Here is a 17,158-nt window from a genome sequence, read left to right as displayed (position 1 = left end):
TTTTCAGTCTGTCAACGCCGGCAAAGACCTGGGCAGCGTTGCTCGTAAGAGTCTATTTTGCCTTTCTGAACTGTTTTACAGAAATAGTGCATCCTCTGTATAATTTGGGATTTCGTAAGTTTATTTTTCCTTCATCCACATCCCCACCAACGGAGTCCCCTTCAAGGCATACGCAGATATCCCCCGCTTATCCTTGAATTCCTTCTCATCGGTGGTGGTGTTTAACTCAATGCACCCCCGTCGTAATTGGGCAAAGCGTTCCTGAATCAGCTTCATGGCATTTCCTGAGGTGCAGTTTTGCATCTCCTCAAGGTTGCCTATGCTCCCCGGCAGCCAGCCGGCGGTATCGGCCAGGGCGGTCTGGTCGTTCATCAGGTAGTAGAGGGTGCCGATCTCGCCGGTGTCCCTGATACCCGCCAGTTTTTCCGCCAGCCCCGCGGGCGCCTTTTCCGGCTTCTCCAGCCCGCCGGTTCTGATCATGGTGCGGTACAGTTCTGCCTGATGGTCGTAGCCCGCCTCCATTCGTTTGCGGCGGTCATTGCTGGAGGATTTCTTGTAATCGACCACGTACAGCCGGTTGGGCAGCAGCTCAAGCAGCAGGTCGGCGTTGCCGTGAATCGGAACCCCGTACAGTTCACCCTTGAGCGAAATCTCCACCGCCACCGGCCGGGCGCCGGCATGAAACAGTATTTCCCGCCACTGAAGGGCTGCCTTGACGATTTCCTGCTGGAGATGCTTTCGCTCCACCTTCCATTCCCGGCGATGAAGAAACGGCATGATCTCGGTAATCTTGCTCTCCAGCAAGGCCGGGACCTGAGTCTCTATCCGGTCCCTTTCGGGCAGGGGAACTTTCGGATCAAAGAGCAGCTCGAACACGGCATGGGCCAAGGTGCCCTTTGCCCTGATATCAAGGGTTTCAGGCTGCCAGTCGCGGGGCTCAACCCCCAGTCGTTCAAACAGCCAGGCGAGGGGGGATATCATCAGTTTTTCAAGCCGGCTGGGGGATTCGGGCTTCAGGCTGCCATCAGTCCCCTTGTTCAACTCCAGCAGGTTACTGTCAAACTTCAGGTCTTGGGGATCGGGGCTGCGGGGGGCTTGCTGATCCATGCGGGGCGCCGGCGGAAGCCCGAAGGCCCTGGCGCGGTCTGATGCACTGTCAAGCTCCAGCACCAATTCATCTTCATCCCTGACGTCGGAAAACAGGGCGGCACTGAAGGTTATGGCGGCGGATGGGGACAGGGGCTTGCCCAGTGGATCGCGGCGGGGGACGAGAAAGGTTGCGTGGTCCGACGCGCTGCGAAGCTGCCGAAGGAACAGTTGGCGTTGCTGACGGTTCTGTTCCGCGGCGGTGACCAGTTCAAGTCCCGCAACGGTACCGAACAACTCCAGCTCCTGATCGGTGAAGAGCGAGAAGCCTGCCGTTTTCCGGGGGTAGTGCCCGTCATGGCAGCCCAGAACAAAAAGCCGCCTCACCCGGCGCCAGGGTTCTTCCCCTTCGTGAAAGACGGCGACACCCTCCCGGTTGAGATCCTTTCCACAATGCACGGGAATGTTTCGGGGAGCTGCCGTTTTGAGTAGTTCACTCCAGGGTATTTCCCCTGATTTCCCGTCGAGACACTCGATAAGCGCGGCACAGCACTGCTCCAGCTCCAGTCGGTGCGCGAACAACGGTAAGGTGCGCTCTTCATCGGTCAGTCGCCTGGCGCCGACTCCGCTCAATTGGGCAAAGCACTTCAGGCGTTCACGCACCTCATCACAACTATGAACTTTGTTGCGAATGATCTCCAGCATGGCACGGGCGTCGTCGGTGCTGTCGACGCCAGCTTCGAGAGCAAAGGTATGGTTGATGACTTCCTGGGCAAAGCGGTTCCCGGCGACGCAATCCCATGGCATGAGGGGCGATGTGAGGAGCGATGCCAGGGCGATTACCGGTGCCGGCTTGTCGAGACTGAGCAGGAAATTGAAGACCGCCTCCCGCCCCAGATCGCGTCCGGTGGCTTCGGAGGCAAGACCAGAGACGGGGATTCCCGCCATGGTGAAGACAGTCCGAACCGCGGTGTCGTACCGTTCATCAGCGGGGAGCAGCAACGCCAGATCGGCCAAGGCAAGGGAAGGGTCCTCCGCCAAGGACTGCTGCACCATCCCGGCGGCCACTTCAACTTCCTGGAGGTAATCGCGGACGGCCAGCCACTGGAGCGTGCTGTCTCGCCCAGGCTTGCTGTCCGGCATGGCAAACAGGTGTCGCTGAAGGTGCCCCAAGGCCGTGTCCGCTGGCGCAGCGGCAGGCTCTTCTGCAAGATACGCCGCCAGTGCAGGATCTTCACACGCGCCGGCATCCCGGTTGAGTTTGTCGACCAGGGCCCGCTGCCAGGGATTGAGCACCGGCCACCCTTCCCGATGGTATACCCGGGCTGGGCGGAGCAGTCGTTCTGTACTCGCATCCAGAATCTGCCGGATGACGGCAAGGTGGGGAGGGAGGAGATTCCCCAGGGCGGTGCGAAGCCGAGCCAGATCCGCGTGATGTCTCGCCGACCGTGGCGGGAGCATGGCCGGATTGACGGCGTCAAGCCGGCCGGCGGGACCCGCCCCTTCCAGAAGCGTTGCCAGGGACCGCTCCACGGCGTCTGCGATCTGCTGCCGGTCCGACTGCGCATGGTGGAGGCTCTTGCTCCAGAAGGAATCGGATACGGATTCGAGGGCGGAATCGAGGCATGATTGCCACTCATCGGGAGTAGAAGTGAGGATGTAGCTTTTTTGCGCGAGGCTGACGAGTTCCGGCCACGTACCGACCTGGATTCCCACGCGGGCACTGGCGGCCGCCACCGTGCGGCGAACCTTGCGGGCCGCGGACTTGTCCGGTACGAGGATGAAGTGGACAACTGCCTGTCTGGTCATGGCCATGCTTACCTCGGTGAGAGTCAATTTCTGTTGCCGGAAATCGGAGCGCGCAAAATACTGCCATTCTTGTACCTTGTGGCTCTCTTTTGATCTTCCGACAACTGTTGAAACCGCGCAAACCATGCCGAAGGCGAGCCAATCTCCGGTGGTTTTTTACAGGCATCCCGTTTACTCGACACCGCCAGGGGCTCATTTGGCGTTATGTGTTCTCCGTCTCGTCTCGGGTTCGTCGACGGCCCTGCGGACAACCTCGTAATCGGTGATGGTTCTGCTGCCGGCGATGATGACTTTCATAAAAATCTGTGAAATGGCGCCACGGAAGTTACTTCATCAGCTCTTCTTCCAGATCATCCCAGTCCTGTCGTGATGGCGGATTCGCCAGTCTGTTGACCTCTTCCTCGAATCGCTCAACGAATTCGCCGTACTCTTCAGCATCAAAAAAGAGCTCATTGTCCAGTTCCCACCAGATATCGGACAGGAGCATGGCCGGCCTCTCAACCGCCCGGCAACGGGCCATTACTTTCTCCAGGTGCTTCTCCACCGTCAGGTCGGGGAAATAGCGCCGCCTGATTTCCGGCTCGATCCGTTCCATCATGAGGTTCAGCACTTCGTAGCCAGGCCCGTCGATGCGGTCGACATACCTCTGCAGTTTTCGCTTGGATCGGGTTCTGTCGTATAGTTTCAGACATTTGGCGACGGTGCGTTCAGCGCACTCCTTCGTCTTTTGTTCAGTCTGCATGTCACCTTAGTCCTTTCCCTTTAAGCGTACGATCCTTTCGCCAGGATTGTATTCAATCCAGTTGCAGGGGAGGGTTGGACCATGGGCGTCGACCACGCAGAGGTCCTTCCAATACAGTTCACCTCTTCGTCTGCCGGTTGGCCTGAAACCCTGCTTTTGCCAATTGTTGATGATCAATTCTACGTCCATCGGATTCATGGCTCCGATGCGGTAAAGGTAATTGTCATGACTGGTGTTGTCGGCGAGATGGCGGTGAAAGCCATCGAGGCCGATCTGGTTTATGATGGTGGCGATGGGGATGATGACGCTCAGGCATTCGAGGGGGATGGCCATGGAGTTCCTCAGCAGAAGTTATTGATTGTCTCTTGGATGTCTTGCTTTTTGGCTTCAATTTGAGTGGCAAACTTGACCACCAGATCAGAGAGTTCTTCCAGGTTCATGTTTTTTGGCAAAGCCTTTGCCCGGTAGAGGAAAGTACCCCCAAACTTCAAGAAGTTGCCTTTTTTCTGGGAATCAGGCCTGATATTGCCGGACCCGCAAACCTGTGAGAAATCAAACCAGGCCTTTTTATTCAACAGTTCCTCCGCAACATTTCCCAGATTGACCTTTCCACCAATAGTTTCAACAAACAGCCGGAGGTCAGAGCCTTGAATCTGGATTCCCACGACAAAAGGACCCTGCTCTGGGGATACTATATATTTCAGATCAAACCCACCGAGGCTGCGGGTCATGAATGAGTGCAGGAAGACGTCTCCGTGCGACCCCTTCAGGAAATCTTTGCCTGAGAGATCTGTCTTGCTCGTGGGTAGTTTTGCGGAAACCGCCTCGACAAGCTGTCCGTACCTTAACTTTCTGATTACGTCTGTAATTCTGAGATCGCTGAAATCTCCGCTTTCACAAAAGAAGCTCTGCCCCTGCTCCACTAAACTGTTGTTTACCAATTCGGATAAAGCGCGGATTGACGCTATATAGTCCTTCAATATGCAACCGTCATAACCTGTTATGGAATTTGAGGCCTCTTGCAGCGCATCGGCCAGTTGGCAGTATGACATGCATCCCCAGGTGAAATTCCGGTTGCCTCCGCCATCTATCGTAATACTCTTTCCTGTTCCGCAGAACCGTGGCGGAGTCAGGCTCAACATCAAACACTCGATTTTTTCAGGGTGCTTCTCATTTGAGAGTTTTCTTGAATATTCTTCGAGTTGAGCCTTGCTCGGAACCGCTTTAACCTTATTTTCGATGACGAGCTTGTGGTCTCCACTGAAACTGATAGTCAGGTCGAAATTATTTTTTTCCCGTTCAGCAGCTTTAAAGGCCGCTTGTTTCGGTATTCCTCCCATCCAGCCTGAAAAGGCCGCCATTGCGTGACCGGAATAGTTGTTCCAGAACCATGCCAGGAAATTGCTGTGGAACAGCTCCTTGGCCCCCAAAGACATGGCAAAAACAGGAGATCCTTTGAGATACTCAACTGGTTGTTTCGTTTGGTTTATAACGCAATCCGTTCTCGTCATAGAGTTGTCCTTTTCCTCGATCATTCGGCCCAGCAATGCCATCCTCGGCCAAACGGGTAGTCAGGCCGTTTGCCGTTCCACGTAGGGCACCCGTCCGACCGAAACAACGGTGGACGCAGGTCCACAGTGGACATCCTGGTCGTCAAAGAAGATGTGCGGCCTGAATGCCTCCAGGACTTCCATCTTCTTCATCCCCCCAAGGAAGAACACCTCATCCACCACCACGTTCCAGGCCCTGAGGGTCCGGATTACCCTTTCATGGGCTGGGCGACTGCGGGCAGTGACCAGGGCGGTGCGGATGGGGGGCACCGTGGTCCCCGCCAGCTTCTGGATCGCGGCAAGACTCTTAAGGAAGCGGGCAAACGGTCCTTCGGGGAGCGGTCTGCGGGCATTATCCGCCTCGTGACGGACAAATGCCTCCAATCCGTGTTCCTTGAAAATCCGTTCCGATTCGTCGGAGAAGAGAACAGCATCGCCGTCAAAGGCAATCCTGATCTGGTTGATTTCTTCGTTGAGGCAGCTCGGCCTGCTGTAGAGCAACGCCGATGCAATGCCGGCATTGATGCCGGCCTGAACGTCGTCTTCGTGCTGGGAGAGGAGCAGGTCAACCCTGAAGGCGCTCAGGTATGGGGAAAGTGGGGCGCCGCCGGTGAGGGCGGCGCGGGTGATGTCGAGACCGTAGTGGTCGATGGAGTTGAATATCCTGAGGCTCGTCTCAGACGAATTCCGGGACATGACCACCACTTCGGTCCTCCTGTCGCCGGGGAGCGTTTCGTTGAGCCTCAAAATCGCCTTCACCAGCGGGAAGCCAGTACCCGGTTCGAGGATGCGGTGCTCGTTCTCCATCTGGTAGGCGCGGTAGGCGTCCAGCCCCTCGCTGGTGAAAAGCCCGTCCTCATGGGAGAGGTCAAAGAGTGCGCGGGAGGATATGCCAACGACGAGGCATTCAGTAAGATCGACAGCCATAGACCAAACCCGTAGCTTGTTGGTTAAGTGCGATAACGGCTTCTGAGAGGCTTATTCTAATTGCCGAACAGACTTAGCTCCTCGGTATATAGCGCGGATTTGAATTTGTCCATTGGTGTCGAACCTGGTTCAAACACAGAGGCGTCATCCTCTATAATTGCTCCATTGCTGATCTTTGATGGCCTTGATGATGTTATGCAAAAAATGCAATTCTGATAGCCGATATCTATGACAGGTTCCTCGTCGCTATAATCATAAAAAAGAATTTCTCCCCCTTTTTTATCCGTTATGCTCGACATTCCATCTTCATCTTCATCCAAGGCGCATCTCAGCATGCCGGAGAAATATTTCTTTTGCAGATTGACTTCATTCATACGTTTGAATCTGGTACTGGCTATTTTGGCTATGTAGTCGTCACATTTTTCAAACTCATCTATATTTGGGCTTATTTTCTTTTCAAACCAGTCTATTACATGAAAGATGTCTTCATCCTCTCTCTGAACGATTGAGAAATGAAGATAATCCAATTTCCAATTGTCAATACTGAAACCATCTTCAGTATCCGCATTATCATCACTGCTGGTGACTCCGAAATATATTTCATGATTGATAATGTCTAATTCTTCACCGATTGTTTTGAGATCAAAGCTCATTTTAAAGACCTCCATATGTTTAGATGTGTGAACTGCTGATTTTGATATTCTTAGATATTCCACTCCGACTCTTCTCCCCGCTGAGAGTAAATTATGTCCCAGCACCCGTCATCGATCCGAACAATGAACCGGCAACAATCTCCGCCATTATCTTCAAACTCAAGATCAATGGGCTCGTCGGCATAGGAGATGCCGGAGATTATCGAGCCCATCAGCTCTGTTCCTTCATCATCAAGCTCTAGCATGCTGATATCGAACGTTGACAGCTGTATGCTGAGTTTCTCCGGGGCAAATCCGCCCGGACAATTGATGGTGAAGCTGCCGTATGTCTTTCGCGACGGCGCCGCATAGATGATGTAAATACCGTCTTCAAATTCGCTGTAGGTATCGACTTCTTCATAATTGGGCGCCAGCTTTGGAGACCTGATCTCATCGCCATCCTGTGACGATAGGACGCCGTAGAGATGGAAAACGTCATTGTAGTTGTGCGTGCATTCGTAGTAGTCACTATTCTCGAATTCCCCATCCTTTTGGAGTTGGAGGATTTCTTCGTACTGCTCATCGGACAGCCGCCCGCACGAAACTTCCATGCCAGGTCCTGCAATCTCGAGGGTGATGCTTTCCGGTGCATCGTTCCGCTGGGGGGCGGTGGCGGTCGGATTGGGCGCCGTAGCACCTGCTTTCGTCCCGCAATCTCCGCAGAACTTCGCTTCCGGGGCCATCTCGGCGCCGCATCCGCTGCATTTTGGAGGGGCATTCAGGTTGGCGCCGCATTCCGGGCAGAACTTGGCCGGGCCTGTCTGTGGTGCGCCGCAGGAGGGGCAGCACTTAGGCTGTGGCGCTTTTTCACCGCATTCCAGGCAGAACCTGGCCCCTTCCGCCATGGCGGCGCCACAACCGGTGCATGAAATGCCTGGTGTGGATTGTTGTTGTTCTTCTGCAGCAGGAAAGCACTTCAATGCTTCCGGGTGCCCGTTGTCTGCCGCTGCTCCCAGCCAATGCTCCGCTTTTGCCATGTCCTGGGGGGTCAACTTGCCTTCCCAATAAAGGAATCCGAGATGGTACTGGGCTTGAACGTGGCCACTGGTTGCCGCTTTTTCCAACAAAGTCAGGGCAAGGTTGACATTGTTTTTTTCGATACTTCTGCAAGCCATTTCGTACATTGCATCAGGGGTTCCTTCCCAGGCGTTTGCTGCCATATTCAGAATTGAATCGAACAGTCCCATAATCGTGCCTCCAGAGCTTGATATGAATTGCATTTGTTTAATTAATGCGATTCTCTATTTCTGATATTAAGGCTATCGGCATGGACGAGAGATTCTTTAGCAAATTCTTTATCTCGCTGCCGGGTTTAAGAATTTCCTGACACAAGAAAACCAGTTCCGGATCAGTTTCATGGTTGCCTGTTCTCCCCGAACAGCACCGGCTGCTGCTTCTTCCCCTGATGTCTCTCGATGGTTTCGTAAATGTCGGCGACTGTCGGCTTGCCGCTCCCACCGTGAATAATGGCGTGGATCATTGTTTGACGGGCCAGGAAGCCGATCTCGGTGATGTGCATCGGATGGTGTTCGACCAGAGTGACCAGATCGTCATCGACAGAACTCCGCCCGATATGCTCTTCCCAGCGCCGTATCTGCTCCTCCTCGGGCGGATACTCCAGGTCGAACCGTAGACTGAACTCAGCCGGGAGTCTCACCTTGCCGGGCGGCCTGGTGACCAGGCAGAAGAGACCCGGATGGGTCCGGAGGTGCGAGGTCAGCTCCGCCAGCATCATGTTGCGGGCGGTGTCCGGCGTGTCCGCCAGCAGTCGCTCCACTTCGCGGTTGTGGTCAACGAAGAGGATGACGGACGCGCTGCCGGTTCCGGGCGAGAAGGTATAGCGCATCGGACTGACTTTTTTCTGGCTGACCGGATCGACGACCCTGTTTTCGTCGGCCATGGAGAGGGCCTTGTCGAAATCGAATTCCCTGACCATGAGGCCGCATTCGTTAGCAAGCGCCCGGACGGCGTTAATTCCGGTCTGGATGTCGCCGGAACCGAGGAGGACCGAAAGGCCGAGTCCCCCTTCCTTCAGACGCCGATACGCCGTGGCCAGGTGGCGGATCTGCTCTTTCTGGTATTCCCGGAGAGGGATATCCTCCAGGGTCATCGCCGGAGGGTATGTTCGGCAGAGGCGGGACATCTCGGCCAGCGGGGAAATCTGCAATGACGCCGCGTGGTTGAGGAGCTCCCGCGTGATGACGGTGTTCTCGATCCCATCGTCAGACATGGCCTTGTTGAGGGCCAGGAAGATGGTGTTCTTGATGAGCCCGCCGGTGAACTCGTACCGCTCGGAGAACATCCGAAGGTCGAGGTCGTCGGCCAGTCGGACACCGGGAGGAATGAGCGACTGCCACATGCAAAGGCGCAGGTCGGGATCAGGGATGGCGAAGGAAACCTTCATACTGATGCGCCGTTCCATGGCCGGGTCAAGCTCCACGGGCTTGTTGGTAGCGAGGATCACCACGCAGCGGGCCTTTTCGATTTCGATGAGGAGCGCCCGGCTTGCCCGGGAATCATCCCGGAAGATGTCGTCGGATTCGTCGAAGAAGACGATCCCCCCGTGGAGTGATGCCTCGCGGAACAGGGAGCCGAAGTTTTCCTCGTAGCTGCCGGGTGTATCATTCAGATCCTCGAGCCGGAGGGTGAAGAGCTGTCGATCGAAGTGACACGCCAGGGCCTTGGCCAGCATGGTCTTGCCGGTACCGGGGGGGCCGTGGAAGAGGAGAGTAAGGCTGGTGCCGTAGCCGTAGAACTCGTCGATGATGCTCCGCTGCCCCAGCTCCCGCCGTTTCAGGTAGTTTCCCACATGGGTGACCACCTCATGCTTCGCCGCTTCGTCCATGACGACCTGATCGAGGCTGACACAGCTCCGCTCCCTGCCGACGAACCTGAACATGGTGCTATAGAGGTTGTTGTCATCCAGGATAAAGCGGACGAACCGCTCGTGGAGGCAGACGACCTCGTCCAGGATGTTGGATGTCTCGTCCAGCGTATTCCGGAAGAGGATGATCTCCTGGCGGATAAGCGAAGCGTCGACGCTGAAGCCGGAGCGGCGGTCGATCTGCTCCCGGTAACCCCTGCAGATGATGGCGAGGAGAGAACCGATCTTCATTCCCTCTGTCCACTTTCGCTCCTTTTCGAAGCCGCAGAGATAGAACATTTCGCAGAAACCGCGACTGGTGGTGAGCATGAAGAGAAGGAGCACCACGCTGCGCTCGAAGCCCTCGAGGCCGTAGTTTTCGCAGAACCGGGGCAGGGTGAGGGCAATGCCGGCGCGGGCCGACGCCTCTTCCCGCAAGCGGGTCTTCTGCACGTGTCCCGACAGGAGCAACTCCACTCGGTCCAGGGTGGCGTTTTCCGTTGACAGCCCGGCCAGGGACAGTACGCGCGCAACATCGCTCTCCTGGATCGCCTCGCAGCCGTTGCAGCGCAGTACCGCCCGGGCCAGGATCAGGCGTGCTTCCTGTTCCATGGCCTGGAGATGGTCGAGGTTGTCTGCAAAGGGGGCGGCCGCCGGCGCGGAATCCCGCGCCGACAGATGGAGAACCTGGGCGCCCTGGTCCGCAGGGGTGAAGGTCGTTTGTGCGTTCATGGTCGTGGTCATGGTGGGCCTCGTTTTCAGTGACTGCGGGTTCTGAGCGGCTCGATGACATCGGCCAGCCCGTACTGGATGGCTTCTTCAGGGGCAAGCCAGGTATCCACGTCCCGCAGGAGGTAGTTCTCCAGCTCCTCCCGGGAGGAGATGTTCGAATAGGAGAGGTAGTGCTGGAGGATCCGCTCGTGCTCCAGGTCTTCCTCCTTGCGGCTGGCGATTAGCTGGCTGTGGTTGCCGAAATTGAAGGCCGAGAACCGGTGGGAGAGGATCGAGGTCCGCGGGGTGATGACCCTGCGCCCCCTTTCTCCGGTCATGAAGACCAGGAGCCCCATGGAAGCGATCATGCCGATGCCGGTGGTATAGATGGGAATCCGCGACCACTCCATGATGTCGATGATCGAGAAGCCTGCCGGACACGATCCGCCGGGGGAATTGATGATCATCTGGATCTGGTTCACTTCCCCCCTGATGTTGTATTCGATGATCTCCTTGCAGACCCCTTCGGCGGTGCCGGAATCAATGGCGCCGGAGAGGTAGATGATGCCGTAATCGCTGAGCCCGTTCTCTTTTTGCTGCTTGTTGCCGTCTTTCGCCATGTAGTGCCTCCTCAAGCATTCGTTATAAATACCGATACAATGCATGCGTGACATTTTCGGGCACAGGGCGATTGTGCCGATTACCGGTTGGGGGAGGGTGACGTGCCGAAGCGGGAAAAGGACTGCTGGGCGGGACAGCTGGTGGATATGGTGGAGACGGTGAAGCTTCTGAGCCGTCCCCAGGGGGCAACGATAGCCGAGATCGTGGCGAACACCTCCGTGGAGCGCCGGACGGTCTACCGGATCTTCAAGGCGCTGGAGCGGATAGGGCTTCCGGTCCACGAAACCGTCGCCGGGTTCATGGAGCGGCAGAAGCGCTACCAGCTCGACGAGGGATCGGTCCTCAAGACCCCCAACCTTGCAACCCTCACCTTTGACGAGGCCCTTTCCCTCTATGCCCTCAGGGGGAACCTGGGGGTCTACCAGGGCACCATGATCGAAGAGTCGGTGGATGCCGCCTTCAGAAAGCTGGGGCTGATCCTCCCGCCGGGGTTTCGCCGGATGATGGAGCGCTATGCAACGCTCTTCATTCCCACCGCCAAGGCGGCCAAGGACTACAGCGGGGTGCAGGAAACCATTGACGACCTCAGCTTTGCGATGCTCAACGGCAAGGTCTGCACCGTCACCTATCACTCCTTCTACGACGACCGGGACAAGACCTTCACTATCCAACCGCTTCACTTCTTTGAGCGGGATGGCGGGCTATACCTGCTGTGCATGGTCGCCCGCTTTTCCAGCATCAGAACCCTGGCCGTCGAGCGGATCCGCTCTCTGGACATTTCCGAGCAGGAGTTTGACTATCCAGAGGGATTCGATCCCCACGAACTGCTCGACTCCGCCTTCAACATCATCTTCGACGAGCCCTTTGATGCAAGGATTCGCTTTTCCCCCGGGCAGGCCCGGTACATAAAGGAGCGGCGCTGGGCGAAGGATCAGGAGTTTATCGATGGAGTCGACGGCTCGGTGGTTCTGGTGATGAGAACTTCAGGCCGGGACGAGGTCAAGCGGTGGGTGCTTTCCTTCGGCTCGGCCGCGGAGGTGCTGGAGCCGGCGGAGTTGAGGGCTGAGGTAAAGCAGGAATTCGAGGCGGCTGCCCGGAGGTATGATTGACAGAAGCATTTTGCTTTGAGGGAATGGGAATAAAACCGAATGTCAGAACTGATCTACCATAGTGCTGACAATGACCGATATCGTCCGCAACAGGTGACCTGATGCAGTGAGGAGGAATTCAGCGACGTGCAGGATCGGCCTGCTTCATCTGAAGCGTAGAGGATGAAGTCAATCGTTTCCTCCCGAGAATCATTGCCTACAATTGTCTCAAGCCGTCGGAATTGTCGTGTGGCTTTTCGGATATAGTTGGCTTTGGAGTTTTTCCCCAAATCAGGCATCAGATGAATCCGACGGAAATTTACTCTCCCCTCGTGGTTTCCTTAAGCATCTTCAGCATCCGGTAAACGAATCTTTGCTGGTCCTCGCTCAGATCCTTCACTAATTGGTCGATCCCCGCCCGTCGCTCACCGGCGTCATCCAGATGTGAAAAATCGAAGAAGTCCTTCAGCGGCACCTCAAGGACCGTGGCGATCTTTTCGAGCCGGTCGAGGGAGGGGTAACTCTTCCCTACCTCGAGGCGGCTCATGTGCTGCGGCTCCACCCCAATGAGCTCGGCTAGCTCTTCCTGGGAAAGCTTCCGTGCTTTCCTCAGTTCCTTGATCCTTGCTCCCAGCAATTCCTTGGTTGTCTTCATAGGCGATCCTCTCGGGGCCTACCCTACCCAAATGACAAAATGGTCAACACAATATTTAATGCTAACTTTTTTTTAAAAGTTAGCATTAAATGAGATATAATCGACATTAAATGTTAAGTATTGGCCGATAGACAATGTTTGAGATTTATTCCTAATTGTCGGTCAATCATCTTTCGGGGAGGGAATAATGCGTAATAAGGTCCTGTTGAGTCTGATGTTGGTCGTGTTGGCCGGTTGTGCAGCGGATCTGAGGAGCGGCAGAAAGTTTGAGGGGTTTCACCCGATGACCTATGCGGAATGCGAAAAGGTGCTTCCCGGCAAGGATGAGGGGGTACAGGTAATCGAGGCCCTCAGGCGGACGGGCCAGTTGAAGGCCGCCGAGGCGAAGTAGGGATGGGGCCTGCCCGGCATCGCTTCGTAAAAACATGACAAGGAGGAATTGATCATGTATCGCATGATGTCCTGCATTATCCTGGTAATGGTTCTGCTCAGTGCTATCCCCGCCGCCGGTGAGGATAACACGCTCAAGAAGGCTCTGTGGGTGGAGGGAGGAGCGACGCTGCAGGGAAACTACTCTGTCGCGCTCGGTACGCGGTTGGGCCCCATTGGCATGAAGTTCGGCTATGGGGGAGACTTCGACTATGAGGGCAAAGAGGTCAATGACGCCTATCCATTCACCCTGGCGGATCTGGGTGTTGCCGCAAAGCCCGTGGGCAAGAAGAAAATTGATCCGGCTTTCGGATTCGATATGATGGGGTTCTACGACTTTACTCGGAACTTGACCGGTTACGCAGAAGGTGGGGTCTACTGGCAGGAAGAACGGAAGGTCATGGTGGTGACCGAGGCACAGCGGCTCTTTGCCTGGCCGGTTGGGACTCTCTTCAACGTTGAGAAGAAACGCTATGTCCTCACCGTCGAAGGTGGCGCCGGCATTCAGTACCGGATTCCCTACGATAACTGGCACGCGGTTCTGCTCACCGCCGGTTATCATACGCTCCGTGGAGTCAGTGGAGGAATCGGTTTGGCGTTCTGATGGTTTATCTTATGACGGATAACAATGAACCATGTAGGGAGGAGTCCCATGTCCAACACCCGCAATTGCGAAGATCTCAAGCACCGCCTCGAATCCGCCTTTGATCCCGAGCAGGCAAAGCTACTGGCAGAGGTGTTCATGGAGTCACGAAAGACGGCAGAGACGACCTCGAAAGAGCCTCCAAGCCCAGATGAATTGCAGCGGAGGTTGAAGAGACTCAACCGCTCCACCATGATTGTTGTGTTCATAGAAGCTGTTGCTCTGGTGATTGTTGGCGTTCTGATCTCCGATTACATGCACACCAAGAAACTTGCCGGATTCGATGCTTTTTTGTTCGGCATGTGGTTTTTGTTAACAGTGAGTAGCTTCGTGGTGCTCGCCATTCTGGCCGAGAGGCGCAAGAGATTGAAGCGGGTGATTGAATCCGCGTCAAACTGAGACTTAAGAATGCCTGAACCGTCACCGAGACATGGTGATAACGTGGGCAAACGAGCGCACTCCCAGGTGCTCACCTTTTTGGAAGAGGCACAAGTGCATGGGATAGCCTATGCGGAGCGTAGAGCACTGCAGCGGCTGGCTATGGGATTACTGAACCCAGGCGAGCTATCCCTAGCCGCCAGCGAGATCAAGCGGCAGGTTGAACGGAAGTACAGCTTCTACCATTGGTGGTATCTCGTCGTAATCGGACTGGGAGTTGCCGCCTTGCCGCTTTATCTTGTTGCCATTTTCTGGGGTCGCTTCCCAGCGACGTTTCGGATGGTGTTCTGCTTCATCGTTCCGGCAATTATCATCTTCATCCGGGTCTACGCCGGCTATCTGCGGGAGATCGATGAAAGGCGCCGCCGATACCGCACACACTTGGCGGCGTTATACCAACTCCTGGGGAAGCAGACGTAAGCGCCCCCCTTCGGTATGGTGCATTGAATTTTGTGTCACATCAGTCAACGAGCGTTGACTAAAACGACAAGGTGGTCTGAATGAAACATTACATTGCGTATCTCAGGGTCTCAACCGACAAGCAGGGGGAGCAGGGGCACGGGATCAGCGCCCAGCGCCAGGCGATCAGGAGCTACTTGGGTGCCCAAGGCGGAGAGCTTCTGGAAGAATACGTCGAGGTCGAGAGCGGTAAAAAGAACGACCGGCCGGCGCTACAGAAGGCCATCAATCGCTGCAAGATGTCCCGGGCGACGCTGATCATCGCGAAGTTGGACCGACTCTCCAGAAATCTGGCCTTCATTGCCAACCTCATGGACGCGGGGATCGATTTCATCGCCTGCGACAATCCCTACGCCAACAAGCTGACCATCCACATCCTGGCGGCAATCGCTGAACACGAGCGGGAGATGATCAGCCGGCGAACCCGGGAGGCCCTGGCCGCCGCCAAGGCGAAAGGGGTAAAACTCGGTGGCCACCGCGGAGCGATTCTTACCGAGGAAATCCAGCTTCAGGGACTCGAAGAGCGACGGACTCGAGCCAGGGAGTACGCGGCAAACGTGTACCCGACGATCCGGGAGTTGCTGGATGCCGGACACAGTCTGAATGGGACAGCCCAGGCCCTCAACAGCCGTCGTATTCTCACGGCACGCGGTTGCATGTGGACAGCCAAGTCGGTCAGTCGCATCCTGCAGGCGGCTGAAGACCGCTGAGCGTCCCCCCGAGAATCTTCCCTCCACGATAGTCCTTGCCTTTTGCTCTCCGTTCCGATAAATAAATCTTATTTCACATTTATTTTTTCGGAAATATTATCATGGCAAAGATCGTCTCGTTATTGCAGCAGAAAGGCGGCGTCGGCAAGACAACCATCTCGGTCCACCTGGCGACGCAGATCAAGGAAACCTTCCCCGACCTGAAAATTGCCGTGGCCGATGCCGACCTCCAGCAGAGTGCCACGGTCTGGATCACCAAAGGAAACGGTAAGGCTGGGGTCCATGTCTTCCCGGTCGCCCAGGATGGAGAAGGCAAGAATCTTAAGAGTGAGCTTTCGGAGGTAGAGGCCGACCTGGTCATCATGGATCTTCCGCCGGCAATCGCCTCGGTCTCCATGCGAGCCGCGCTTTATTCCGACCTCATGCTTGTTCCGGTAGGGGCCAGCGCCTTGGATATCGAGGCGGCAAAGACGGCCATCGCGGTCTGCAAGGAAGCCATTGAGCTGGACGCCGCGAAGCAGTTCCTTCTGGTGCCCAACCGGGTCCAACTCAACTCCGCCGCCGGCAGGGAGTTGCGGTCGGTATTGGCAAAATTCGGCCCTGTTTCAGAGGCCACGCTCTGCCTGCGGGTGGCCTACGCCGATTCCGTCATGCACGGCATCGGAATCAACAAGTTCGCCCCATCTTCGCCCGCCTACCAGGAAATTGGAATGCTTGCCGAGGAGGTTGTCCGCATGCTGAAACTGAAGGGAGGACGGTGATGACTCTCAAGCGTAAGTCACTTGCAGAATTGCAGATGGAAGATGAGATGCTGGCCAAAGCACCTGAAACTGAATCGGTAAAGACGTCCCCATCGCAGAAGAAGCAGCCCGGCGGGACGCTGGATATTAAATCGGAAAAAATATTTCCGAAATCCGAATTCGTCAAAATGTCTATTACGGTTGAGCCCGACATTTTTGAGGCGATTGAGGATCTTTCCCGCCAGCGACGCAGAAGCAAGGAGCCCTTCACATTCTCTGCGATAGTGCGCGATGCATTAAGGGAGTATCTAAGCAAGCAAGTAATTACGGGAGAGTAAAATTCCCCAACTGACCTGTGGGTTCACGGCGGCTACAGGGATGTCGAGGTAAGCTTGCAGTTTGCCGGGGTAGCTTTTGCGTCACATAATTGCGATTCGCGACAAATAACGACAGTTTGTGACATCTAAACAAACTTGTGACAACCGTATTGGTGCATAAATCATCATAAGATCGTGGAATGATGCTGAATTCTACGATGAAAGGATTTTGCCATGAGTGAACAATGTCAACGCTGTGGAGAAGAAGGAGAGGACCGCCGCACCCTTTGGATGGCCTGTTTATACGAGATGAGGGAACTTCCCGTTCCGTTCAAACTGTCGGCAATCAAAGGGGTATATCAGGAGCAGGTTGGCACGAAACGTTTGGAGACGCTGGACACCGACGTCCCCGTATTTGAAACGATGCCGGAAGAAGAAGAGCAGCAGTATAGATTTTACAACTTGCGTGTATGCAAGTCATGTCGTGCCGAGTGGATGCAAGCGATTGCAAATTGGTTCAAAGCTCAGCCTGTAAAACGGCATCCAACTGGCACAGGAGTTTATGGTCGAAAGCACGGAGCCGTCTATGAGATGTCAGAGGAGGAAATCAAGGAACGGTGGCCGGACGTTGAACTTGTCCGTAAATAAGAATGGTTTTCTTCTTGCCTCCAGATCATT

The 17,158-nt window shown here is 55.5% G+C and carries 19 protein-coding genes; 10 read left to right on the top strand and 9 right to left on the bottom strand.

Annotated features, from left to right (window positions below):
• Positions 1-120 precede the first annotated feature (120 nt).
• Positions 121-2,901, bottom strand: a complete 2,781-nt coding sequence (locus tag RCH91_RS11330; protein WP_306535055.1) for a PD-(D/E)XK nuclease family protein — start codon at positions 2,899-2,901, stop codon at positions 121-123.
• 319 nt (positions 2,902-3,220) lie between these two features.
• Positions 3,221-3,637, bottom strand: a complete 417-nt coding sequence (locus RCH91_RS11325) for a hypothetical protein (RefSeq protein ID WP_306535054.1) — start codon at positions 3,635-3,637, stop codon at positions 3,221-3,223.
• A gap of 81 nt (positions 3,638-3,718) precedes the next feature.
• Here RCH91_RS11325 and RCH91_RS11320 point away from each other — a divergent pair, with 81 nt between their 5' ends.
• Positions 3,719-4,033 (top strand): hypothetical protein, encoded by a 315-nt coding sequence (locus RCH91_RS11320; RefSeq protein ID WP_306535053.1) that lies wholly within the window; start codon positions 3,719-3,721, stop codon positions 4,031-4,033.
• On the opposite strand, the gene RCH91_RS11315 is transcribed toward RCH91_RS11320, so the two are convergent.
• From RCH91_RS11315 to RCH91_RS11290, 6 genes are all read right to left on the bottom strand, one after another.
• On the bottom strand, positions 3,979-5,172 hold the full coding sequence (locus RCH91_RS11315; protein WP_306535052.1) for a PD-(D/E)XK nuclease family protein: 1,194 nt from the start codon (positions 5,170-5,172) through the stop codon (positions 3,979-3,981). The two genes, RCH91_RS11320 and RCH91_RS11315, sit on opposite strands and share 55 nt — an antisense overlap.
• Positions 5,173-5,208: 36 nt before the next feature.
• Positions 5,209-6,114 carry a 5'-nucleotidase gene (locus tag RCH91_RS11310; RefSeq protein WP_306535051.1) on the bottom strand — a complete coding sequence of 302 codons (906 nt, stop codon included), beginning with the start codon at positions 6,112-6,114 and terminating at the stop codon, positions 5,209-5,211.
• A gap of 56 nt (positions 6,115-6,170) precedes the next feature.
• A complete protein-coding gene (locus RCH91_RS11305; protein WP_306535050.1) occupies positions 6,171-6,830 on the bottom strand; it encodes a hypothetical protein in 660 nt (219 codons plus the stop codon).
• The gene (locus RCH91_RS11300; protein ID WP_306535049.1) at positions 6,818-7,993 is read right to left on the bottom strand and encodes a zinc ribbon domain-containing protein; all 1,176 of its coding nucleotides are present in this window, start codon (positions 7,991-7,993) and stop codon (positions 6,818-6,820) included. The genes RCH91_RS11305 and RCH91_RS11300 overlap by 13 nt, the downstream gene beginning before the upstream one ends.
• Before the next feature lie 167 nt (positions 7,994-8,160).
• Positions 8,161-10,413, bottom strand: coding sequence for an ATP-binding protein (locus tag RCH91_RS11295; protein WP_306535048.1), 2,253 nt, complete (start codon positions 10,411-10,413; stop codon positions 8,161-8,163).
• 14 nt (positions 10,414-10,427) lie between these two features.
• Positions 10,428-11,000, bottom strand: coding sequence for an ATP-dependent Clp protease proteolytic subunit (locus RCH91_RS11290; RefSeq protein ID WP_306535047.1), 573 nt, complete (start codon positions 10,998-11,000; stop codon positions 10,428-10,430).
• Positions 11,001-11,102: 102 nt separating this feature from the next.
• On the opposite strand from RCH91_RS11290, the gene RCH91_RS11285 reads away from it, so the two are divergent.
• Positions 11,103-12,110, top strand: a complete 1,008-nt coding sequence (locus tag RCH91_RS11285) for a YafY family protein (RefSeq protein ID WP_306535046.1) — start codon at positions 11,103-11,105, stop codon at positions 12,108-12,110.
• A 298-nt stretch (positions 12,111-12,408) separates the two neighbouring features.
• Here RCH91_RS11285 and RCH91_RS11280 read toward each other — a convergent pair whose 3' ends face one another.
• Positions 12,409-12,744, bottom strand: a complete 336-nt coding sequence (locus RCH91_RS11280) for a helix-turn-helix domain-containing protein (protein WP_207164677.1) — start codon at positions 12,742-12,744, stop codon at positions 12,409-12,411.
• Between the two features lie 187 nt (positions 12,745-12,931).
• On the opposite strand from RCH91_RS11280, the gene RCH91_RS11275 reads away from it, so the two are divergent.
• From RCH91_RS11275 to RCH91_RS11240, 8 genes are all read left to right on the top strand, one after another.
• Positions 12,932-13,135: a hypothetical protein gene (locus tag RCH91_RS11275; protein WP_306535045.1), complete on the top strand. Its 204-nt coding sequence runs from the start codon at positions 12,932-12,934 to the stop codon at positions 13,133-13,135.
• 54 nt (positions 13,136-13,189) lie between these two features.
• Complete coding sequence (locus RCH91_RS11270; protein WP_306535044.1) at positions 13,190-13,777, top strand: hypothetical protein; 588 nt, start codon at positions 13,190-13,192, stop codon at positions 13,775-13,777.
• Between the two features lie 48 nt (positions 13,778-13,825).
• Entirely contained in the window at positions 13,826-14,215 is a 390-nt protein-coding gene (locus RCH91_RS11265; protein ID WP_306535043.1) for a hypothetical protein, read from the top strand.
• Positions 14,216-14,356: 141 nt separating this feature from the next.
• Positions 14,357-14,674 (top strand): hypothetical protein, encoded by a 318-nt coding sequence (locus RCH91_RS11260; RefSeq protein ID WP_306535042.1) that lies wholly within the window; start codon positions 14,357-14,359, stop codon positions 14,672-14,674.
• Positions 14,675-14,754: 80 nt separating this feature from the next.
• Positions 14,755-15,423, top strand: a complete 669-nt coding sequence (locus tag RCH91_RS11255; protein ID WP_306535041.1) for a recombinase family protein — start codon at positions 14,755-14,757, stop codon at positions 15,421-15,423.
• Positions 15,424-15,524: 101 nt separating this feature from the next.
• Entirely contained in the window at positions 15,525-16,184 is a 660-nt protein-coding gene (locus RCH91_RS11250) for a ParA family protein (RefSeq protein ID WP_306535040.1), read from the top strand.
• The gene (locus RCH91_RS11245; RefSeq protein WP_306535039.1) at positions 16,184-16,501 is read left to right on the top strand and encodes a hypothetical protein; all 318 of its coding nucleotides are present in this window, start codon (positions 16,184-16,186) and stop codon (positions 16,499-16,501) included. Before RCH91_RS11250 ends, RCH91_RS11245 begins: the two co-directional genes overlap by 1 nt.
• 213 nt (positions 16,502-16,714) lie before the next feature.
• The gene (locus RCH91_RS11240; protein ID WP_306535038.1) at positions 16,715-17,128 is read left to right on the top strand and encodes a hypothetical protein; all 414 of its coding nucleotides are present in this window, start codon (positions 16,715-16,717) and stop codon (positions 17,126-17,128) included.
• Positions 17,129-17,158: the final 30 nt, after the last annotated feature.

Source organism: Geobacter sp., assembly GCF_030834625.1.
In the GTDB taxonomy this organism is placed as follows: Bacteria; Desulfobacterota; Desulfuromonadia; order Geobacterales; family Geobacteraceae; genus Geobacter.
This window is presented reverse-complemented; position numbering and strand designations above follow the sequence as displayed.